Annotated in this window: 12 protein-coding genes; 11 read left to right on the forward strand and 1 reads right to left on the reverse strand. The window is 52.4% G+C overall.

What is annotated here, in order from left to right:
- The first annotated feature begins 413 nt into the window (after positions 1-413).
- From AC0YOA_RS16415 to AC0YOA_RS16435, 5 genes are all read left to right on the forward strand, one after another.
- Positions 414-5168: a M20/M25/M40 family metallo-hydrolase gene (locus tag AC0YOA_RS16415; protein ID WP_475787504.1), complete on the forward strand. Its 4755-nt coding sequence runs from the start codon at positions 414-416 to the stop codon at positions 5166-5168.
- Positions 5169-5371: 203 nt separating this feature from the next.
- Positions 5372-6163: a delta-lactam-biosynthetic de-N-acetylase gene (pdaA, locus tag AC0YOA_RS16420; RefSeq protein WP_210044975.1), complete on the forward strand. Its 792-nt coding sequence runs from the start codon at positions 5372-5374 to the stop codon at positions 6161-6163.
- A 513-nt stretch (positions 6164-6676) separates the two neighbouring features.
- On the forward strand, positions 6677-7666 hold the full coding sequence (locus AC0YOA_RS16425; protein ID WP_475787505.1) for an ABC transporter permease: 990 nt from the start codon (positions 6677-6679) through the stop codon (positions 7664-7666).
- A gap of 17 nt (positions 7667-7683) precedes the next feature.
- Positions 7684-8595: a carbohydrate ABC transporter permease gene (locus AC0YOA_RS16430; protein ID WP_210044973.1), complete on the forward strand. Its 912-nt coding sequence runs from the start codon at positions 7684-7686 to the stop codon at positions 8593-8595.
- 113 nt (positions 8596-8708) lie between these two features.
- Positions 8709-10301 (forward strand): type 2 periplasmic-binding domain-containing protein, encoded by a 1593-nt coding sequence (locus AC0YOA_RS16435; RefSeq protein WP_475787506.1) that lies wholly within the window; start codon positions 8709-8711, stop codon positions 10299-10301.
- A gap of 233 nt (positions 10302-10534) precedes the next feature.
- Here AC0YOA_RS16435 and AC0YOA_RS16440 read toward each other — a convergent pair whose 3' ends face one another.
- The gene (locus tag AC0YOA_RS16440; protein ID WP_475787507.1) at positions 10535-12853 is read right to left on the reverse strand and encodes a helix-turn-helix domain-containing protein; all 2319 of its coding nucleotides are present in this window, start codon (positions 12851-12853) and stop codon (positions 10535-10537) included.
- A gap of 246 nt (positions 12854-13099) precedes the next feature.
- Here AC0YOA_RS16440 and AC0YOA_RS16445 point away from each other — a divergent pair, with 246 nt between their 5' ends.
- The 6 genes from AC0YOA_RS16445 to AC0YOA_RS16470 all read left to right on the forward strand — a co-directional run bounded on the left by AC0YOA_RS16445 (position 13100) and on the right by AC0YOA_RS16470 (position 22948).
- Positions 13100-13945, forward strand: a complete 846-nt coding sequence (locus AC0YOA_RS16445) for an SDR family oxidoreductase (RefSeq protein ID WP_475787508.1) — start codon at positions 13100-13102, stop codon at positions 13943-13945.
- Between the two features lie 160 nt (positions 13946-14105).
- Positions 14106-15008, forward strand: coding sequence for a LysR family transcriptional regulator (locus AC0YOA_RS16450; protein WP_475787509.1), 903 nt, complete (start codon positions 14106-14108; stop codon positions 15006-15008).
- 108 nt (positions 15009-15116) lie between these two features.
- Positions 15117-17402, forward strand: coding sequence for a 5-methyltetrahydropteroyltriglutamate--homocysteine S-methyltransferase (gene metE / locus AC0YOA_RS16455; protein ID WP_475787510.1), 2286 nt, complete (start codon positions 15117-15119; stop codon positions 17400-17402).
- Between the two features lie 606 nt (positions 17403-18008).
- Complete coding sequence (locus tag AC0YOA_RS16460; RefSeq protein WP_475787511.1) at positions 18009-19820, forward strand: sensor histidine kinase; 1812 nt, start codon at positions 18009-18011, stop codon at positions 19818-19820.
- Positions 19813-21438 carry a response regulator gene (locus AC0YOA_RS16465; protein WP_475787512.1) on the forward strand — a complete coding sequence of 542 codons (1626 nt, stop codon included), beginning with the start codon at positions 19813-19815 and terminating at the stop codon, positions 21436-21438. Before AC0YOA_RS16460 ends, AC0YOA_RS16465 begins: the two co-directional genes overlap by 8 nt.
- Positions 21439-21601: 163 nt before the next feature.
- Positions 21602-22948, forward strand: a complete 1347-nt coding sequence (locus AC0YOA_RS16470; RefSeq protein ID WP_475787513.1) for an ABC transporter substrate-binding protein — start codon at positions 21602-21604, stop codon at positions 22946-22948.
- Positions 22949-22956 lie beyond the last annotated feature (8 nt).

Raw genomic sequence — 22956 nt, forward strand, 5'->3', positions numbered from 1 at the left:
ATGACATTAAAACTCGAATTTTTGGTTGAATGCACGAATCATGTCAGATATAGGGGAAGGAAATGCGATTTTCTCTATAAATCTACGGAATTTTACCAAAAATATGTTGTGAGGTTTCAAGGTCAATGTTATAATACTTAACGAATATAATATATTGTGTTATGTATATTGTATACATAATTAAAAGAAACCTATTCGGCTTAAGAGTAAAAGAACAGCCAGGCCGTTAGTGAATGGAGTGATGTTTAGCGGACATGAGGGCAGCGATGTTTTCTGGGGGAAGTTTTCGATCAAAGGCAGCACAGAAACGAACAGGTTCGTTGCCATGGTTCGTTGATTGAAGGCTTGCATTTTTGTGCACGTTTCGAGTCTATGAATCTTTCATCCGTTTTGTAGAAAAAAGGAGGAATACCATGTTTCGAAAGATGCTAGCAAAAAGAACGATTTCTCTGCTGTTGGTATTCATGCTGGCGATCTCGGCGTTTGTGCCGGCAGCAGCATATGCAGAAGAAACAGGCGGCGGGGAACCTGGAGTAGTCGTTGATTCTGGCGAAACTCCAACCGGAGAAGATACCCCTGCAGCTGATCCGGACGCTGTCACCGATCCGGAATCGGGTGATCCGGATAGCTCGGCGGATCCAGGTGACACGGTTACAGATCCATCGGCGGATCCGGACGGTGTACCAGCGGAGCAGACTGAGGACCAGCCGACGGATCAACCGCAGGATGTGCCACAGGATCAGCCGGTAGATGTTCCGACGGATGAACAAGCCGAACAGCCTGCTGACCAGCCAACGGATGAAATTGCAGACGAACAGGCGGACGAAGCGCAGTTGAAGGCTTTGGCGGCGCCAGTGCTTAACATACCGGAAGGACAGCCAGGATATGCGGCTTCACAATATCTGACTTACCTGGCGACAACCATCGGTACTCGTACTGCAGGCAGCCCGAAGGACCAAGAAGCTCGTGATTATATTAAAGGCGAGTTCGAGAAAATCGGCTTGCAGACAACCCTTCAACCTTTCACTTACACTCGCGGAGGAAATACCGTTAATACCAGCAATATCATTGCCGTCAAGCCTGGCAAGTCATCCAGGACGGTAATCGTCGGTGCGCATTATGATTCGGTTAGCTCAGGCGGAAGCATGGGCGCGGACGATAACGCATCGGGAATTGCGGTTTTATTGGAGGCTGCCAAGACGGTAGCGCTGAAGGATACGCCTTACACGATTAAATTCATCGCATTTGGCGCAGAGGAAGCAGGCCTGAGGGGCTCCAATTATTATGTATCCCAAATGACGGACGATGAGAAGAAGAACACAGTCGTCATGATCAACATGGATAGCCTTGCTGTCGGCGATTATATGTATATGTACGGCAGTGCAGGATTTTCGGGTTTTGCCCGTGACCAGGGTCTGGCTATTGCTAAGCGCCTGGGCCTGGACATGCAAACCAATCCCGGTCTAAACCCGGAGTATCCGGCGACGACAACCGGCGACTGGAGTGACCATGCTGCATTCGAAGACGCAGGTATTCCTTACGGCTACCTGGAAGCGACGAACTGGACCCTTGGCGAATTGGACGGCTATACCCAAACCGCGCTTGAGGGAGAAGTTTGGCATACCGGTAAAGACAAGCTTGATCATATTATTGAAACCTACCCTGGCAGGATTGAACAGCATCTAAGTACTTTTACCCAAGTGCTATCAACGCTGTTGATGGAAATCCAGGAGCCTCAGGAACAAAAGCTTACATTAAGCTCGAATGTTGCTTCCATGACTTATGAGAAGACAATCGACGTACAGTTCGAGCTGCCTTCCACAACCAAGGTAAGCGATCTAAAGTGGACATACGGAGACAAGCCGCTTACGGAATGGAAAAAATGGAGCACCACCGCTCCTGCAGGATACAAAGGCGATCCTTTTATCTCTGTCGTAGGAACACCTGTTGTTGAAGGCAATATCGTCAAAGCCAAAATCTTATTTGATAAGCTGTATGGAACGGATGATCTCTCCGGAAACTTCCGCTCCAGATATCCTGAGATGATCGCCACGAATAATCTGGCTGTCCTCGATAAAACAGGCAATGTCATTGGTTCTGCGCCAATTAAACTGAATCCATATGACTCTTATCATACGTATGATGAAATTAAACCGGAGATTGAAGCCATTACCGCAGCCGCACAATCAGACCGTTACATTGAAACCCGTGTACTGGGCAAGTCTGTTGAAGGCCGCGATATTTACTTCACGATATTGGCTAAAGATAAAGCTTCTGTTGACCAATATGTGAATGAGACTCTTCCACAAATGATTAACGATCCTAAGGGACTTCAAAACAAGATCAAAAGCGGCAAGATGACCAACTACAAGGTGCCGATTTGGCTGAATAATATTCATCCGGATGAAGCGCCAGGTATTGATGCTATCCTCAATATGTTTAGAACGATGTCCAAAGAAGACACGGTTGCGTATGAAACAACCGATGTCGCGGGTAAACCACAAACAGTAACGATTAATGTGGATCAGGCGCTGGACAACGTCATTTTCCTGATGAACTATACGGAAAATCCGGATGGCCGCTACCACAATGTCCGTCAGAATGCCAACGGATTTGACCTGAACCGCGACAATTCCTACCAGACACAACCGGAAACTCAAATCGTGGCAAGTGAAATTGCGAAATGGTCTCCGCTTTCCTTCCTGGATTTCCATGGATTTGTCAAAGATTTTCTGATTGAGCCGTGTACGCCACCGCATGATCCGAACTTCGAGTTCGATCTGCTGATCAACAGCATGGTTGACCAGGCCAACGCCATGGGCCGGGCTGGTGTAGCAAGCACGGAGGAAAGGATTCCGCACTACCATATTCCGTATGAAGAGGCCCGTAAAAAAGCAGAGGATCCAAACTATAAGCCAATTGCCAATGCAACTGGATGGGATGACGCTTCACCTGCTTATACCGCCGTATTTGCTATGCATCAAGGAGCTCTGGGTCATACGCTTGAAATTCCTAAGCTTAACGAAGACTCAGTAACCGCCCTCTACTCTGCTGCTTTGGCTTCGACCAAATATGTGCTGGACAACAAGAAACAGCTGTTCCTCAATCAACTGGAAGTGTACAAACGCGGCATTGAAGGAACGGACAGCTATTCGGTTGACAAATATTTGGTCAATGCAAAATACGAAGAAATCGGCAGACCACGCGATGGTGAAGAGAACTTCTTCCCTGAATATTATGTACTGCCGGTAGACAAAGGACTGCAAAAGAATTCGCTTGAAACCTACAAAATGGTGCAATACCTGCTTCATAACAGCGTCAAGGTAGAAAAATCTACTGCTCCGGTTACTGTAGGGGATAAGGTATATCCTGCCGGAAGCTATGTCGTCAATATGCATCAGGCCAAACGGGGGTATGCTAATCTGGTTCTGTATGACGGCATCGACGTATCCGATTTTAGCGAGATGTATGCGGATATCGTGCAGAGTTTCTCTTATATGAGAGGCTTCGACCGCTATATTGTCCGTGATGCAGGTGTATTCACTGGAAAAACAGATGAAGTAGAATCGGTGGAAATTCCGTCGACGACAGTTCCTGGCTATACATCTCATTATGTCATTCGCAACACCAATAATGAGGCTGTTCAAGCCGTTAATGAATTGATCGGCCAAGGAAAATCGGTTACCCTGCTGAATTACGGCGGAGAAGGCTATGAAATGGGCGATTTCCTTGTCTCCTATTCCAACCTTAAAACCGTGATGGAGAAATACCTGCTGGATGTCGTGCCGTTCGACGATAAAGGCAATAAAGACGGCAAGGTGCTTAAACCGGTGACTGTAGCCGCAACAGGCGTTCCTGCTTTCGCGCTCAAGGGTCTTGGCTTTAATGTTTCCACTGACCCTGCAGCAAGTGACGTCCTCGTAAATTCAACTGGAAGCAACAGTCTGATCAGCGCAGGGAAACCATACATCGGCTATGGAAGAACGGCCATGAATGGATTGAAGAGCTCCGGTTTGCTGCCTGGTTTCAATTTTGCAACGACCGGCAATGCGCATGAAGGATTGTTCAAATCAAATTTGGTACAAGACAACCTGATTACAGCTCCGTATAATGAAACGGATTATTTGTACACCGTATCGGGATCTTATATCACAGCTCTTCCTGAAGGAGCAAATGTATTCGCAACTGCAAGCTCGGATGAAGATTTCTTCATAGCCGGCTGGTGGCCGAATCATGATGTAATCAAAGGTCAAACAATGGGCTTCACCTATAAAAAAGATCTGGTCAATGTGACGGTGTTCGCCAATGAATTGACGAACCGTGCACATCCGCAGGCCCAATTCCGCCTGCTCTCGAATTCGATCTTTACCGCAGCTCCTCCAGCTGCCCCCGGATCTGTCGATGATGGAAATGGTGAGACACCTGAAAAACCGGAACCACCGGTGAACCCGCCAGTGGATCCTCCGGTAGAGCCTGGTGACAATGGAGACAACGGAGACATTCCATACTATCCGTACTATCCTGTAACTCCAACGCCTGATCAATCGGCACCGGCTGATCCAACACCAACTGAACCGACAACACCTATCGAACCAACGCAGCCTGTTGACGTTCCGGATTTCAAGGATCTCGGACCTGTAGCATCCTGGGCGCAAAGCGCGATCGAAAACCTGGCTGCCAAAGGCATCATCAATGGAGTGGATGGCGAGAATTTTGCTCCGCTGAAGCAAGTGACAAGAGCAGAATTCCTGACCATGCTTGTCCGTGCCTTTGATTTGACGGATGAGGAGGCGACGGTTTCCTTCACCGATGTGAAACCGGAAGCCTGGTATTACCGCTTCGTAGCCTCCGCCGTCAATGCGGGTGTGGTAAAAGGGGTTGGAACCGGTAAATTTGATCCTAACCGGCCAATTACCCGTGAAGAAATGGCAATTATGGCTGCTAATGTGCTGACTAATGCAAAAAATGTTGCTGTAAGCGATGCGGCGGCAGTATTGTCCAAATTCAAAGACAATGCCAAAATTGCTTCGTACGCCAAGGATTCAGTCGCACTATTGGCAGAAGCGGGTGTCATTAACGGCACAACAGCCGACACCTTTACACCGAAGGGCATTGCTAATCGTGCTCAAGCGGCAGTTATTATCAACAGAATGCTGGAACTGCTGTAAGATATGTTTGTTTTAAAGGAATGGGGGCTGCCTTCGAAGCAGCTCCTTTTCTTTTTGCAGCTAAGATCCCGGATCCAGAAGCAGGTACAGATGGCTAATCTATGTTGGATGAGGGCATATTTTCCGGCTGCCGTGGCATAATACCGCTGTACATACCATACGGACAGCCTCTTACACGGGCCTGTTCATTAAGGCGGGATTTCATGACAAAACGATATGCAGCAGGTGCAGGCGCTTTTCTCATCGCAGCCATTGTTCTCTTTGCAAGCATAGGAGCCGTATCCGCCGCACCGGGCGGAACATTCCATTTTGGCTTCAAGAAAAGTGTAAAGGGCGCGCTGCCCTCCATCAGGGAAGAAGGGTTTCAGAGCCTTCTTCAAAAACAGGATGCCATCTTCCTGGGAGATACGGCAAAGAAAGAGCTGTATCTTACATTCGATAACGGCTATGAGAATGGCTATACGGCAGGAATTCTGGACGTGCTGAAAGAGAAGCAGACGCCGGCGATCTTCTTCGTCACCGGCCACTATATTAAGGATCAGCCTGAGCTGGTCAAACGGATGGCCGCCGAAGGGCATCTGATCGGCAACCATTCATGGAGCCACCCGGATATGAGCACGATCACAAGCGAGCAGATTGCAAATGAACTCGCGCGTGTGAAAAGGGGTGTGACGGAGCTGACAGGGCAGGAGGAGATGAACTATCTTCGCCCTCCACGCGGCATCTTCAGCGAACGCGTGCTCACAGCGAGCAGGGAGCAGGGCTATATCAGTGTCTTCTGGTCTGTGGCCTACAAGGACTGGGATACGAAAGCACAAAGGGGCTGGAAGCATGCCTATGACAGTGTCATGTCGCAGCTTCACCCGGGCGCAGTTATCCTGCTGCATACCGTGTCGGAGGATAACGCCAAGGCGCTGGGCAAAATCATAGACGATGCCCGTGTACAGGGGTACACCTTCAAGCGTCTGGATCAATTGGCTGCAAAAAGCTATTAACGGATATCGAAACTTAAGATATTACAATACGGGCATCCTGCGGGATGTCCTTTTTCTGTGTGGCAGTCCGCGGCGCATATATTTTTACGCTTCATGGACCGGGGGAAATTGCTTTATTTCTAAGATGAAGAAGCTTGACTTATCCGCCAAAGGACGGTACCAGCCGCTTCATCCTGGGATGAAGGGAAGCGTTTGGACCTTGAGAAAATTCAAAAATAGCGGCAAAATACGCTGGAATCGTTTACTTATCCTGTGCCGCAGTGCAATATGTCAAATATGAATATATCATTTATGCGTAAATTCTACATATTCCATCTCGATAAAGCGCTCTCAATAATCCTTATGCCATATGGCTTCGGGTGTGTTTGGACATGACAATTCATATTCTACATATTTACCGGCCCTGGCCGGTCTGTCTACAATTTGATTGCCGGCATCAGTGCGGTGCAGGTATATATTCCGGCAGAAGTACATGACACACAGGATCAAATTAGAAACGAGGGGATGGATGCCATGAAACGAAATGACCAGGATGCTCTCGCGTTCGAGACCGCCGCTTCCAAGGAGGCTGTTCTCCCGCTCGAAGCGGGGCAGCTGAACAGGAGAAACCGGAACCGGATTTTGCGGAACTGGGAACTGTATTTATTTATGACTCCCGCACTGCTTTATTTTATTATTTTTCATTACATACCCATGTACGGCATTCAGATCGCTTTCAAAAATTTCATTCCCACAAAGGGAATTGCCGGAAGTCCATGGGTCGGCTTCGATCACTTTGAACGCTTCTTCCATTCGTATTACTTCCGGGACCTGCTGTGGAACACCTTCAGCATCAGCCTCTACGAGCTGGCAATCGGATTTCCGCTTCCCATTATTCTGGCGCTGGCCTTCAACGAAGTGCGCAGCGGGTTTTTCAAGCGATCTGTGCAAACGATTACTTATGCGCCGCATTTCATTTCGGTTGTCGTGATGGCGGGAATGATTATTACCTTCCTGTCGCCGACCTCGGGCATCATTGTGCGTATTGTTGAGGCGCTTGGTTTCCAGGCGGCTGACTTTCTGACGGACCCGGCCTGGTTCAAGACGGTTTATGTCCTCTCCGGAGTCTGGCAGAGCGCAGGCTGGGGTACGATTATCTATCTTGCCGCCTTGTCCAGCGTTGACCCGCAGCTTCATGAGGCCGGCATCATGGACGGCGCAAGCCGCTTTAAACGAATGCTGCATATTAACATTCCAACCATTGTGCCAACCATCACGATCATGCTGATTTTGAATATGGGGAATATTCTGGGCGTTGGCTTCGAGAAAATTCTGCTGCTGCAAAATCCGCTTAATATGAGCGCTTCGGATGTCATATCCACCTTTGTCTACCGCTCGGGTCTGGTCAGCGCCCAATACAGCTTCTCAACGGCTGTAGGGCTGTTCAATTCGGTGGTCAACGCCATCCTGCTCATTGCCGTCAACCGGATCGCACGCCGTACCAGCGAAACAAGTCTTTGGTAAAGGAGGAGGTTTGAAGCATGCTTTCAGGTGTGAAAGAAACAAGAGCCGACAAGCTGTTCGTCCTCATGAACTACATCTATCTGTTCATTGCGCTGATCGTGGTGCTGTATCCCGTTCTGTTCATTATCAGCGCGTCGGTCAGCGATCCGAAATATGTCAGTTCGGGCGAAATGTGGCTGCTCCCCAAGGGTCTGAATCTGGACGGGTATAGCCGGGTATTCGGAAACTCCAAAATCTGGAGCGGTTACCTGAATACCGTCATCTACACCGTGCTCGGAACAGCGCTGAATCTGTTTGTTACGCTGCCTGCGGCATACGCCTTGAGCCGTTCCGATTTCGCAGGCCGCGGATTGTTCATGGGCCTGATCCTGGTCACGATGTTCTTCGGCGGCGGACTGGTGCCCACCTATCTGCTGGTGAAAAGTCTCGGCCTGATGAATACGATGGGCGCCCTGATTCTGCCCGCTGCCGCAAGCGTTTGGAATATTGTCGTGGCGAGAACCTTTTTCCAGACCACGGTCCCAAGAGAGCTTCAGGAAGCCGCCCATATCGACGGCTGTACGAACACGGGGCTGTTCCTGCGCATCATCCTGCCGTTGTCGGGACCGATTATTGCCGTGATGGCGTTGTTTTATGGCGTCATGCATTGGAACAGCTATTTTAATGCCCTGATCTACCTCAACACGGAGTCCAAATATCCGCTGCAGCTTATTTTGCGCCAGATTCTCGTGCTTCAGGAAATGTCCGCCGAGACAACCGGTGCTGCGGTCAGCGGAGATATGGCGGCAGCGATGAATAATAAAGCCGAGGTGGCTTCGCTGGTGAAATACGCGGCGATTGTTGTGTCCACGCTGCCGATTATAGCGGTCTATCCTTTCCTGCAGCGCTATTTTGTTCAAGGCGTGATGATCGGCTCGGTAAAAGGCTAGCCCGGACCATCCTCTCCGGCACCGGCCGGGAGATGAATGACGGCTGCTAGGGAGTTATTTTATGCATTAGCAGTTTGGCCAGATCACATATGTTTAAGGAGAGGGGTTTAAGTATGCGGGCATTTAAAAAAAGCACAATTCTGATCGTTACGGCTGCGCTTATCATCACATTGGCCGGCTGCAGCTCATCGGATTCCGAGACCGGAGGGGCTTCGCAAGAGTCGGAGCTGGTTCACAAGGAAGGCTTCCCTATTGTGGATGATCCATTAACCTTAACGATGATGGCCCCCGACGTAGGGATTCAGAATTGGAAGGATATGCCTGTTATTCAGGAAATGGAGAAGCTGACGAACATCCGCCTGGAATTTCTGAATGCGCCCAAAGACAGCTTCGAGACCAAAAAAAATCTGGTGTTCGCCAGCGGTGAATACCCTGATATTTTCTTTGCCGCCGGTCTGACTCCCGCGGAAGAGCTGAATTATGGAAGCCAAGGCATCCTCATTCCGCTTGAGGATTTGATCCCTCAGTATGCGCCGAACGTGAACAAAATTCTCGAGGACAATCCTGATATCCGCAAATCCATTACCGCACCCGATGGACATATCTACTCGCTGCCGAAGGTTGATCTGGCTCAGCCGTGGTACCGCAATCCGCTCTGGTACAACGGCGATTTTCTGAAGGCGCTTAAGATCGATAAGCTGCCCGAGACGACCGAGGAGCTGTACACTTATTTGAAGCGCGTCAAGGAAGAAGACCCGAACGGAAACGGCAAACAGGACGAGATTCCGCTGTCTCTGGTCAAGCTTAAGGAAATCCGCGCATGGCTGCTCGGGGCCTTCGGCATCTATGAGGACAAAATTTATGTCGACGATCAGAGCAAAGTGCATTATACCCCGATGGAGGAAGGCTACAAGGCCTATCTGACCTATCTGAACCGCTTGTGGAGCGAGGAGCTGCTGGACCACGAGACCTTCTCCCAAACCGCGGATCAAAAAAAGGCAAAAGCCGGTAACAACCAGATCGCGCTCTTCTCGGACTGGCATGCTTACTTCACCCTGGGCGGAGAGCCAAGCACCGACGATCCGATGTTCAGCCCGGTCAGGAGCGACAGCGTCGATAAGCCTGCCATCGCCAGGAATAAGGGCGTTACAGGCGGCGCTTACGCCATTACCAACACCAATCCATCGCCCGAAGCCAGTCTGCGCTGGGTGGACTACATGTACGCTTACGATGGCGCCGTATTGTTTGACAAGGGTCCTGAAGGAACGCTTTGGAAATATACCGATAAAGCTGCACACACCAAAGAATGGCTGCCTGTTCCCGGCGGAATCGAACGGGAAGACTTCCGTGCCACTCTTACGCCAAACTACGGGATTCCGACTCCCGGCATGATGACCGGAGAGATCGGCAAAGGCCTGGCGACGGATTTTGACAGATGGGTGGAGAAAGAGTCCCAGGAAAAGCTGCTTGACCGCGGAGCGCGCATTCCTTTCCCTGTCTTGTTCCTGACGCCGGAAGAGCAGGCCGAGGTTACCAGTCTGCAGTCTGATCTTGACACTTATGTCGAGCAGATGGAGGCCAGGTTCGTTACCGGACAGGAGCCGCTGAGCAGTTGGGATTCCTATATCGGGACGATCCGGAAGATGGGCGGCGAGCGTATGGCCGAAGTGTATCAAACGGCGTACGACCGCTGGAAAGCGAACTAGCCGAAATGTAAGGAAAAAGCCAGCTCCCTAGACTCTGCTCAGAGGCTAAGGAGCTGGCTTTCTTAAAATATAAGAAAGGTTAAAATTCCTCCATACTTTGCTTCTATTTCTAAGGGAAGAACCTGCTGCGCCGCCAAAAGGACGGCGGCAGCAGGTTCTTCTTGAGCCTTATAAAATGTAAAGGTTTCATACCCCTCAAGGATACCCGCTTGCTTACCGGTAACCGGCAGGCTTCAGCCGCCTTCACCTGTTCTCAGCTTCCTGTATTGGCCGGGTGTATATCCGGTTTCCTTCTTGAACTTGCGGATAAAATTGGGCGTATCCAGATACCCGACCTGCTCAATGACATCCTTCAGGGGAGCATCGCTGCTGACCAATAGACGCATCACCTCTTCCATGCGGAGCCGCCAAATGTACTGGGAGAAGGTGGAGCCCGTCTTGTCCTTGAAGCTGCGGCTTAAGTACGAAGCCGAGATGGAGAATTTCAATGCCAAATGCTCCAGACTGAGCGTATAGTCGGCATACTGCCGGTCGACATAGGAGACGATGTCGTCCAGCAGCGAATGCTGCTGGATTTCGGCTTGACGCTCAACCTGTCCGCAAATTTGGGCAGCCAACGCTTCCAGCTTGCGTTCCAGCTCCTCCAGCGTTTCAAAAGCGGTCAGGTTCGGAATATCGTGGATAATGCCGTTCATTCCGAGCTCAGAGGCGTTCTTGAGCAGCGCGTTCAGCACATCGAAGCATATGCAGCGCATCAGGGCAGCCGATAGCGTCTGAGTCCGCAGATCCGCGATGATCGATTGAATCATCTGAAACGCCACCGTTTCATTGCCCTGTTTGAGGCTTTGCTCCAGCTTCAGCAAAGATTTTTTGGATATCCAGAAGGTCTCGGACTCCGGGGCGCTAAGCTTCTCAAAATAAGTAACGCTTCCAAGCTCCCCCAGCATGCGGAACTCCAGTGCCGTTGCTGCCTCGATGAAGGATTGGTTGAGCTCCCCGAGATTGCCGTACGGCGACCCCACTCCAATGGATGGCTGAAGAGATGACCGCTGAAGGATACTGCCGCGGATGTGGTCCACAATTTCTTCTATGCGATCCTGTGAGCTGCGGGCGGCATTGGGTGCAAGACTCATCATGACCGCAAATTGATCGGCCGGTGAAAAATCGATGCCGTAAGCACGGGCTTTCAGCTGCGGCATATCCAGGTCGTGCAGCAGCTGGTGGATGTCTCTGCGGTCCGGGCCCGCGGTGGAAGTGCCGGAGAACGCATCCCATTTCAGCAGCATGACCCAATACTCGCCCTGCGTTCCGGGAAGCTCCAGGCCAACACTCTTGATCAGCTGCTCCAGGTCGCGGTCATTCGGACTCCCGTGCTTGAGCAGCATCATCAGAAACTGGGTGCGCGCATAAGGCTCCTGAAATTGGATGCGGGCGCTGTAATCATGGATGGTTTGCCTGATCCAGTCCCATTCGCTGGTCGATTTGGCAGAATCGGACGTCCTGGAGCCTGTCTTAAGCCGCGTAAACTCCATCAGGTCCTTGACCGGATGATACTGGCGCTTTGCCAGCATGACAGCCGCCGTAATTCCCGTAAGCGCCACGATGAAGAACACCAGCAGAATGAGCGTCTGGATATGAAAGATGCGGCTGAAAAACTGGCTGCTTGGCATCGTCGTCACATAAGTCCAGCCGTTCTCTTCCGACTGCACGGCGACGACCGACTGCTGCTTGCCGTCCAGCATGAGGCTGTGGATACCTGCATCAAGAGAGGAAAGTACGCTTAACTCATTGCCCGGAATGGCTTCACCGCGCCGGTTCTTCGTCAACACCCGGCCCTGATCATCGAAAATGTAGCTGTTGCCGGAAAATTTATTGAGGATGGAGTCCATCACGCCGGTCAGCTTCTCTTCTTCCATCAAATAAACGACGGTGCCGTACGGATAGGGGTCATTCGGTTTGATCGGCACCAGAAGCGCCAGCATGGACTCCTGTCTGGAATTGACAATTACCTGCCCGGCGGGACGCATGAGCGGATGCTCCGCATCATTGAGATCCTGGAGCACCTGAGCGGCAGGCCAATCCGCAAACTTGTATTTCTGCCTGAAGATGGTGCTGACATCCGTCATCCCCTCCGAGGAGTAAATCACCGAATCGTCGTGATAGTAGAGGAACAGATTGTCGAGAATTTGGCTGTTGGCTTTGTAATTGGCCAGTGTGTCGATCGCTTCCTTGCTGTAGTAGGGATGGCGCACCATGTAAGGTGTGAGATGCACGTCAAAGGATATCCGGCTTGCGGTCTCCAGAAGCTCAGCCATCCGCGCGTCAATGTTCATCCGAACCTGGTTCAGCTGGTTCACATTGGATTGCTCGATTTCCGAACGCAGATTGTCGACGGCATTCTTGTATACAAAAATGGTTACTCCGGTGAGCGGAATCAAGAAAATAAGGATGTAGGACAAGGCATAATTCAGCAGAAGCTTGGACTTGAAGTAATTCCAGTTCATCCGGCCTGGGGCAAATCCGGACAGCTTGCGGAGCGGTAACCTTATCAAATGTACTCCCCCGGTCTTATAAATGTAGTAGGATTACATCCTTTGTAAGCTATGAAAGCGTTATATTTTTCTTTTTTTATCATTATGCAACAAAAAGTGCGTCAGGAAAAGGAAAAGCCCTATAAAGACTGCAATTGGGTGCAAAATCGCGGGTATCTGACATTTGACTTTTCTGATACTCGGACCATGGGATTAATGGTATAGTAGCTGCAAGAGATTGATACGGGAACGAAGGAGATCAATCATATGCAGACAAAGCAGAAGGTTATGATTGTTACAGGGGCCAACTCCGGTATGGGGCTGGCGACCGTTGTCGCCTTGGCCCGCGAGGGCATCCGCGTCATTATGGCGTGCCGCAGCCGGAAGCGGGGAGAGGCTGCGCTCCAGGATGCGGTTCGCCAGAGCGGCTCGCAGGATATTGAGCTTATGCTTTGCGATCTGGGCTCGGCTGCCGGCATCCGCGAATTTGCGAGGGTTTTTCTGGCCAGATATGAGCAGCTGGACGGACTGATCCATAATGCAGGGGTGTTTCCGATCAGGCGGGAGACCACTGCGGACGGGTTTGAGCTGGGAATCGGCGTCAACCATTTGGGGCATTTTCTGCTGGCGCATCTGCTGCTGGATGCGCTTGCCCGTGCCCCGCAAGGGAGAGTCGTGGTGGTCTCCTCCAATGCGTACAAAGCCGGCCATATCCATTGGAGCGATCCGCATTTGACGAAGGGCTATGTTTTCTGGAGAAGCTATGCGCAGTCCAAGCTGGCCAACATTTTGTTCACGAAGGAGCTGGCGCGGCGGCTGAAGGAGACGAGGGTAACGGCGAACTGTCTGCATCCCGGCGCAGTTGCGACACAAATTGGCGTGAACCGCAATACCGGCTTTGGCAGGCGCATACTGGCCATGATGAAGCCATTCTTCCTCACACCGGAGAAGGGGGCGGAGACGGCGGTATATTTGGCGACAAGCGATGAGGTTATGTCGACAAGCGGGGAGTATTATTACCGCAAAAAGCCGGTCCGGCTGACAGCCAAAGCGGCCGATCCGGAAGCGGCCAAGCGTCTGTGGGCATGGAGCGAGCGGGAGCTGGGGCTCTAAGAAGCAAAGGCATTCGCGGCCAAATGGAGCCATTCCCTCCGGAATAGGCTTCTTTTTCTTTTCTGCGCCGGCTTCTTCCCTTGAAGATGGGAAAGGTGTAAGACAACAGAAACCGCGGTAAAATAGAGGTACCCAGTAATGAATGAGAGGATGATGACCGATGACGCTGCAGCAGCTGAGGTATGTGATTGAGGTTGCCAACCGCGGTTCCATGAATGAGGCCGCCAAGCGGCTGTTTATATCCCAGCCCAGTCTCTCCAACGCCATCAAGGAGCTGGAGGAGGAAATTCATCTTACGATTTTCGAGCGCACCAACAAGGGCATCTCGCTGTCCAAGGAAGGGGCGGAGTTTCTCGGCTACGCCCGCCAGGTTATCGAACAGGCTGAGCTGCTGGAGAACCGGTATCTCAATGCCAAGCCCTCGCCGCAGCATTTTTCGGTGTCTACCCAGCATTATGCCTTTGCAGTGAACGCTTTTGTGAAGCTGGTTCGCGAGTATGGACAGGATGAATATGAATTGGCGCTGAGAGAGACCAAGACGCATGAAATCATCCAGGATGTCAAAAGCCAGCGCAGCGAGATCGGCATTTTGTATATTAATGAATTCAATGCCAAGGTTATCAGCAGGCTGCTCAAGGACGCAAATCTGAAGTTCACCAGTCTGTTTACGGCCAAAGCGCATATTTTCATCAGCGTTAACAACCCCCTGGCCAAGCACTCCATGGTTACGCTCGACCAGCTTCAGGACTATCCGTACCTGTATTTTGAACAGGGGGAGTATAATTCGTTTCATTTTTCCGAGGAAATTCTAAGTACGCTGTCGCATCGAAAAAGCATTCGTGTAAATGACCGCGCGACCCTCTTCAATCTGTTGATCGGCTTGAACGGCTACACGATTTCCACAGGGGTGCTGAGTGCGGATCTGAATGGCAACGAGATTATTCCTGTTCCGCTGGCAAGCGACGAGACGCTCCATGTCGGATGGATCAGCCACCAGAATGCCGCGCTCTCGAAGCTCGCCTCCGCTTATATCGAAGCGCTGCATCAGACCATATCCGAGTAAAATTGTTTGGTATAGCTTCAGGCTATAGCCAGCTATAGTTAATGGGAGTTACGCTATAGCTGGAAAGGTATGTTATCTTTCTCGTATCGAGAGGAGAGAACAAATCTTATGAAAAGCGGCAATCTGGGTTATCCCCGCATCGGGCGGGGTCGGGAATGGAAGAAAGCGCTGGAGGCCTATTGGTCCGGCAAGCTGGAGGAGGAGGCTTTCCATGCGGAGCTGAAAGCGATCCGTCTAAGCAATCTGAAGGCCCAGCAGGACCGGGGAATCGAAGTTATTCCTGTCGGGGACTTCACGTATTACGATCATGTGCTGGATACGGCGGCCATGTTCGGCCTCGTTCCCGGGCGGTTCGGCTATGAGGGGGGAGAGCTGAGCCTGTCCACCTATTACGCCATGGCACGCGGCAATCGCGAGGCTACAGCCTGTGAGATGACAAAGTGGTTCAATACGAACTATCACTATATTGTACCGGAGCTCACGGATATCAAACCTGTTCTGACCCGCAACCGTCTCCTGGATGCTTACCGCGAGGCGAAGTCGGAGCTTGGCATCGAAGGAAGACCGGTCCTCGTCGGCCTGTTCACCTTTCTGAAGCTGTCCAAGGGCTATGCCCGGAATGAGCTTGACGGCTGGATCGACCGTCTGCTGCCGCTGTACGCGCAGGTGCTGCGCGAGCTGGAAGCGGAAGGCGTGCAGTGGGTTCAGGTCGATGAGCCGATTTTGTCCACAACGCTTGAGCCGGGGGATCTGGCCCATATCGCCCGTATATATGAGAGGCTCACACAAGAAGTGCCAGGCATCAAGCTGCTGCTGCAGACGTACTTCGAGTCCGTCGACGACTACAAGACTGTCATCTCGCTTCCTGTTCATGGCATCGGTCTGGATTTTGTGCATGATGGCGGGCGTAATCTGCAAGCCGTCCGCGAGCATGGCTTCCCCGCGGACAAGGTTCTGGGCGCGGGGCTGATCGACGGCAGAGGAATCTGGAGAGCCGATCTGCAGGCCAAGCTGGCGACGTTGAAGGCGCTTGGCGAAGCCGTGTCAACCGACCGTATTCTTGTGCAGCCTTCGAGCAGTCTGCTGCATGTTCCTGTTAGCGCTGCGCAGGAGAGCGGGCTTGAGCCGACGCTGCGCGAAGCGCTTGCCTTTGCCGATGAGAAGCTGGAAGAGATTGTGCTGCTGACCAAGGCGGGCAATGAGGGCGTTGAAGCGATTGCTGCCGAGCTGGCGGAAGCGGACCGCAGCCGCAAGGCGCTGCAGCAGTCGCCGTCCCGCGCCCACAAACAGGTGCATGAACGCATCGCCGCACTGGCATCGCAGCCGTCGGCAAGGCCAAGCAGCTTTGAAGTCCGGAGCGAGGTGCAGAAGCAGAGATGGAATCTGCCGCTGCTGCCGACGACAACGATCGGAAGCTTCCCGCAGACGCCCGAGGTTCGCAGCGCCAGGCAAAAATGGCGCAAAGGGGAATGGAGCGGCGCACAGTACGAGGCGTTCGTCAAGGAACAGATCAAGACGTGGATCGACATTCAGGCGGAGCTGGGACTGGATGTGTTCGTCCACGGAGAATTCGAGCGGACCGATATGGTGGAGTTCTTCGGCGAGAAGCTGGCCGGCTTCGTTTTCACTGGATTCGGCTGGGTGCAGTCCTACGGCTCCCGCTGCGTAAAGCCTCCCATCATCTATGGAGATGTGGAACTGGTAACGCCGATGACGGTCGAAGAAACGGTCTATGCCCAGTCGCTGACGGAGGTTCCGGTCAAAGGCATGCTGACAGGTCCGATCACGATTCTGAACTGGTCCTTTGTCCGTGACGACAAATCGCGCGAAGAGGTGGCTTATCAAATTGCGCTGGCGCTCCGAGGCGAGGTGGAGGCGCTCGAAGCGGCGGGCATCGGCATGATCCAGGTGGATGAACCTGCGCTGCGCGAAGGGCTTCCGCTCAAGCGCAAGCAGTGGGCCGATTATCTGGATTGGGCCGTGCGGGCATTCCGCCTGTCCACCTCAACAGTGAAGGACGAGACGCAAATTCACACGCATATGTGCTACAGTGAATTTCATGATATTATCGACTCGATCAGCGCGCTCGACGCCGACGTCATCTCGATTGAGACATCACGCAGTCATGGTGAATTGATTGGAAGCTTTGAGGCGTACACATATGACAAAGGCATCGGCCTTGGCGTCTACGATATTCACAGTCCGCGCATGCCGTCGGTCGGGGAGATTGGCTCGATGATCGACCGCGCCCTGCGGGTGCTGGACCCTGCCCAATTCTGGATCAACCCGGACTGCGGCCTCAAGACGCGCAAATACGAAGAGACGGTCGCTGCGCTGCGCAATATGGTTGAGGCGACCGAATTGGCCCGCAAGAAGTACGCCGTCAAGGCGTAAGGAGCGGCTATCCCATTTAAGCTTCCCAAGCGTCACTGTGCCAGTCTTGATATGGGAGGATTCACAGGTGAGAATGAACCTGCCTGCTTCATAGAAATTTAATTTTATCCAGCAGGGCTTCCTGCTCTTACTATAAACAAAGGCGTGTCTCTTCGGAGACGCGCCTTTTTTCAAAGCACAAGATTGTATAAAATCCCTCCATCTTTGCTTTATCTGTGTGAAGAAACCTGCTGTGCCGTCAAAAGGACGGTGACAGCCCGGCCGTTTCTTCTTGAATATCAGAAATCATAATATGTGGCTTCTGCTTTTCTGAATTTTAAATGGAAATAAACGAACTTGCCCGCCATATAACTGCCAAGCCGTTTTTCTCTAATGCCCTTAAATAACATATCAAGCCAATGCTGCTTGTATGATTGGGTGAAAGGGCTTCCGGTGTACGATCCTTTACTCGAATTTAACGTGGTTAAAGAAGGAAATCACGGGAGGGGAACCGAAGTACTAGCGGATCTTCCATGGAAATATTGGGCGATTGCATTCCAGAACTGCAAGCGCTATCATTTTTGTGTATGATCCATCATCCCCGAAATATTGCTAGGAGGCAGAACAATGATGAGGTTATGGTCGCTGCTGGCGATGCCGTTTCGCGGGTTGCTGATCCGCAACAAAATTATCGCGGTCTATATACCGCTGATCATTGTTCCGCTGTTTGCGCTGGGGTACTTCACAAGCCATTTGTTTACCGGCTCCCTGATCGACAAGACGAAGCAGAATGTACGGGATGAATCCGCACTGATTCTGATCCGCATCGATTCGATGATCCACAATTCGGAGAGCAGCGCGAACATTATGATGGAGGATTTCAATCATATCTATGAGAACTACTCCGCCGCCTCAACTCCATTCGAGGAAAATCAGCTGCGCATTCAAATCCAGTCGCAGTTCGGGGTTGATCTGCTCAATTTTCCGGATATCGATTCGGCTGCCTTCATCGATACGCAAGGCCGGCTTTACACCTCATATTTCCCGTCCAGGGAGAAGGACAAGGAGGTATTCACGAGCGGCCTGCTCGACAAGATTGACGATCTGCCGGGTTATGGCACCAACAACTGGTTTCCCATGCAGCTCCGGGACTATCTGGTTACCGACCCGAACGTCCCGGTGCTCTCGATTGGCAAGCAGATTATCGATCTGAAATACGGCCGTTCGATCGGCATTCTGATCGTGAACATCAAGGAAAGCGCCATTTCCAACGTATATGCCGATATGGGCGAGAGCGCGAACGAGCGCTATATGATTATTGACACTCAGGGTACGGTCATCTCCTCGTCCGACAAGTCTGAGCTGTTGAAACCGATGCAGGATGAACGTCTGCGCAAGCTTGTTCTGTCCAGGGATTCGTTCTCGGAGACGCTCCGCACACAGACAGGGAAGAATCTCGTGACGACCACGGATTACGGAAAAATGGGCTGGAAGCTCATCAATATTGTGCCCCAGAAGGCGATTACGGCGGACATCCGCAAAAATAGCCGGATGACGGTTCTTATCGGCGCGGTATGTCTGGTCTTCGCCCTGCTGGGAGCGGGCATTCTCTCGCGGGTAATTGTTCAGCCGCTTCAGAAGCTGGCGAAGGCGATGCGCCGGGTAAGGGAAGCCGAACTGAACGTCTCGGCACGGATCGATACGGCGGATGAGATCGGCCTCTTGGCGTCGGTCTTCAACTCCATGATCGCCCGTATGAAGGAACTGCTCCAGCGGGTGGAGGAGGAGCAGCGGAGAAAGAAGGAATATGAGCTGGCGCTTATCCATGCCCAGATCAAGCCTCATTTTCTGTACAATACGCTGGATCTGATCTATCTGCTGAATGATCTGGGGCGCAGCCGCGAGGCGCGCGACACGACCAAATCGCTGGCGGACTTCTACCGCGTTGCGCTCAGCAAAGGCAGCGAGATGATCACCGTCGGCGAGGAGATCAGGAACGCCAGAGATTATCTGTCCATTCAGCATGCCCGTTATCCCGATGTGTTCAACTTTGATATCGACCTGCCTCCGGATATGCTGGGGACGATGATTCCGAAGCTGTCGATTCAGCCTCTAGTGGAGAATGCGATCTATCACGGTCTCAAGCTGAAGGGAAGTCCGGGGCATCTGCAGATCGGAGGATTCCGCGACGGGCAATCGGCGGTAATCGTCGTCAGCGATAACGGCGTCGGCATGCCGGAGAGCAGGCTGGGCGAGATCTGGAACCGCTCCACCGGAGACGACAAGCCGGTCTCGTTCGGTATATTCAGCGTGCATGAGCGGATCCGTCTTTATTTTGGAGAGGAATATGGGGTATCCATCGAGAGCCGGGAGCATCTGGGCACCGAGGTCAGAATCCGGATACCCTTGGAGAGAAACCGGAGGGATTGGATTGTATAAGGTCATAATTGTCGATGATGAGCCGTTGTTTCGGGAATATTTGCAGAAGAAATTCAATTGGACGGCACTTGGCATGACCGTCGTTTGCGAGGCCAGACACGGCATTGAGGCGCTGGAGCTGGCGGAAGAGCACAGGCCGGATATTGCGCTGGTCGATATTAATATGCCCTTTATGGATGGGCTGGCTCTGTCCGAACAGCTCAAGCTGCGTTATCCGGATATATCCATTGTGCTGGTGACCGGACACAATGAATTCGAATATGCCCGCCAAGCGATCCGGATGGGAGTCAGGGACTATCTGCTCAAGCCCTTCGACGAGGAGGAGTTCGTGGTAACGCTGGGCAAGGTGAAGAGCTTCATGGAGGCGGCGCGCGAGGAGAAGGTCAGCTCGCAGGATCAGTCCGCCCTGCTGCGCGAGAGCTTCCTGCTCAAGCTGATCAGCCGGGACAGCGACATGAAGCGGGAGGAAATCGAGACCGCAATGGCGCGGTTGAGGGTATCTCTGCCTCCGGGGCGCTGCCTTGTAGCCGTGACCGAGATTGACCGGTGGCGCGCGCCTCAGTCCGGCATGACGGTGGCGGGTCCACACGGGCCGGACAATCCGGATGACCAGTCCTTGTGGAGGCATACGGTGGACAATATGCTCCGGGAGCTGGTCGCGGCTTGCGGCGAGCATTATCTGTTCCACGATGCCGAGGGCCGCAGCGTCTCGATCATCGTCTTCGACGACGACGCGGAAGGCAGAGCCTTCGACGGACAGCCCTTCGAGAGGCTTGGGCAGATGGTCGAGCGTCATTTCAAATTTACGGTTACGGTTGGTCTGGGCCGGTTAACCGACGATTACATGGAGCTGCGCCAGTCTTACCGCGATGCTCTCCTTGCTATTCGCAGCAAGCTGACAGCGGGCCAGGGCGGGGTCATCTGGCATGAGCGGCTGGGCGGCGATCCGGGACGGTTCGAATTCTTCTCCGTGGAGCTGCAGGAGAAGCTGATCTATCATCTGCGGATGAAGGACCGGGCGGGGGTCGAGGAGGGTCTTGACCAGGCGTTCGCCGATTTGGGCAGAGCCCGGGTGACGGTGGATAACGCGCTTACCGGCCTGATGGGGCTGGTGTCGCTGATCCTCTCGTTCGCCATCGAATCCGGTCAGGAAATTGACGAACTGTTTGGTCCCGGCTTCGCGCCTTATCGTGAGCTGCGGCGGATGGCGACGATCGGGCAGTGCCGGGAGTGGATGACGGAGCTGTACCGCTGTGTCATGGAGTCGAGCTTCGGCCATCGGTCTTCAAAGTCGCATAAGCTTTACGAGGCGGCGAAACGGCTCATTCATGAGCGGTTTGCCGACTCCGAGCTGTCCATTGACGCGATCGCCGGAGCGCTGTATATCGATTCCAGCTATTTGCGGAAAGTATTCAAACGGGAAGGGGGCATGTCGGTGTCCGACTACCTGACCTATGTCCGCATGCAGAAGGCAAAGGAGCTGATCGGCGTTGGAGAGCTGAAGCTCACGGTCATTGCCGAGCAGGTCGGATACAGCGAAGCCGGCTATTTTAGCAAATGGTTCAAGAAGCATTTCGGTGTGACGCCTTCCGAGTACGAGAACAGGAAACGGCGGTGACCACTGGCAGCGGGTGAGTTGGCCCGTTTTGTACAGATTCGGCCCGATTATTCCGTGTTCTCCCTGAGGTCCGGATTCTATAATGGGAAAAAGCCGATGAAACCGCTTGCATGATTGGAATACTCCTGGCTTTTACAATTCAAACGGAAGAAGGGGAAACGATATGAGAAACAAACGTTTCAAAGCATTAGCAATAGCAGCCATGCTGCTGCTCGCTTTCTCTCTATCCGCCTGCGGCAGCGGCGGCGAGAAGGCGGCGGAGAACACGAATACGCCCCCACCGGACAATGCGGCGGCACCGGCCGACCCGGCTGCTTCTGCGGCGGATGAACCAGTCAAGCTGAGAATCTATGCTGCGTACTTCGATGACGACACCAAGAAGCCTTACGATTACGCGGTAGCGGAACTGAAGAAAGAGATGCCGAATGTCGAGCTGGTACTGGACCCGGCCATGCAGGATGATGGACAAAAGCTGCGGACCTACGCGGCCTCGGGCAATATGCCGGATATTTTCCAAGCTGATTTCAAGACAATGAAAGCGTTCGCAGAGTCAAAAAATATCGAGATGCTCGACAACGCTGCACCGACGGCGCAGTTCAAGAGCGACCTGAATCCGGGCAATGAGCCAATTATGATCGCCCCGGACGGACATATCTACTCCTATCCGTTTGCCGGCATCGAATTCCAATTGCTGTATTACAACAAGAAGCTGTTCGCCGAAGCGGGCGTAGAAGCTCCAATCAAGACTTACGATCAGTGGAAGGACGCCATTCAAAAATTCAAGGCGAAGGGCATCGTGCCAATGGCCATTTTCTCCAAAGAGAAATGGATCGGCAATTCCTTCTACAAGGGTCTTCTGACAAGGGAAGAGCCGCAGGGCTACGCCGCACTCACCGGGACAGAGCTGCCGGATTCCTTCAAGCTTGCGGCGCAGCAGTTCAACGAGCTGAAGGAAGCCGGACTGTTCGACGCGAATGCTACGAACACGAACTATGACCAGGCATCCTCGATGTTCTATACCGGCAAGGCGGCAATGTTCGTTAATGGTCAATGGGAAATCTACAGCTCAGACAAAAACCTCGGCGCAGACGTGGACTGGATGTACTGGCCGGCCAAGGATGAGGCAACCTACGACGCCGCCAAATTCAATATGGACGGTTCGGGTGAGCCAGGCGGATTCTCCATCGCGCCGACGAGCAAGAATAAGGATACCGCGATTGAGGTTGCTGCGTTCCTGGCCCGCAAATACGCGGAATACAAGTATACGCAGCTTGGCAATCCGATCGTCTCGGTGAAGATCGACAAACCGATCGTCGCCAAGCCCCCTGCCATGATGCAGCGTCTGATCGATGAAACGCTGCCGAATATCAAGAACTTCGCGAAGCTGAACGAGAATATCAAGATCAATACGGCTATCGATGATAATACACAGAATTTGATCGTCAAAGGCTTCAGCGACCAGGATTTCACGAAAAACTTGAACCGGGTACTGGCTGACGCCAATAAATAACGGGGGAA

Source organism: Paenibacillus sp. JT22N12, assembly GCF_056269365.1.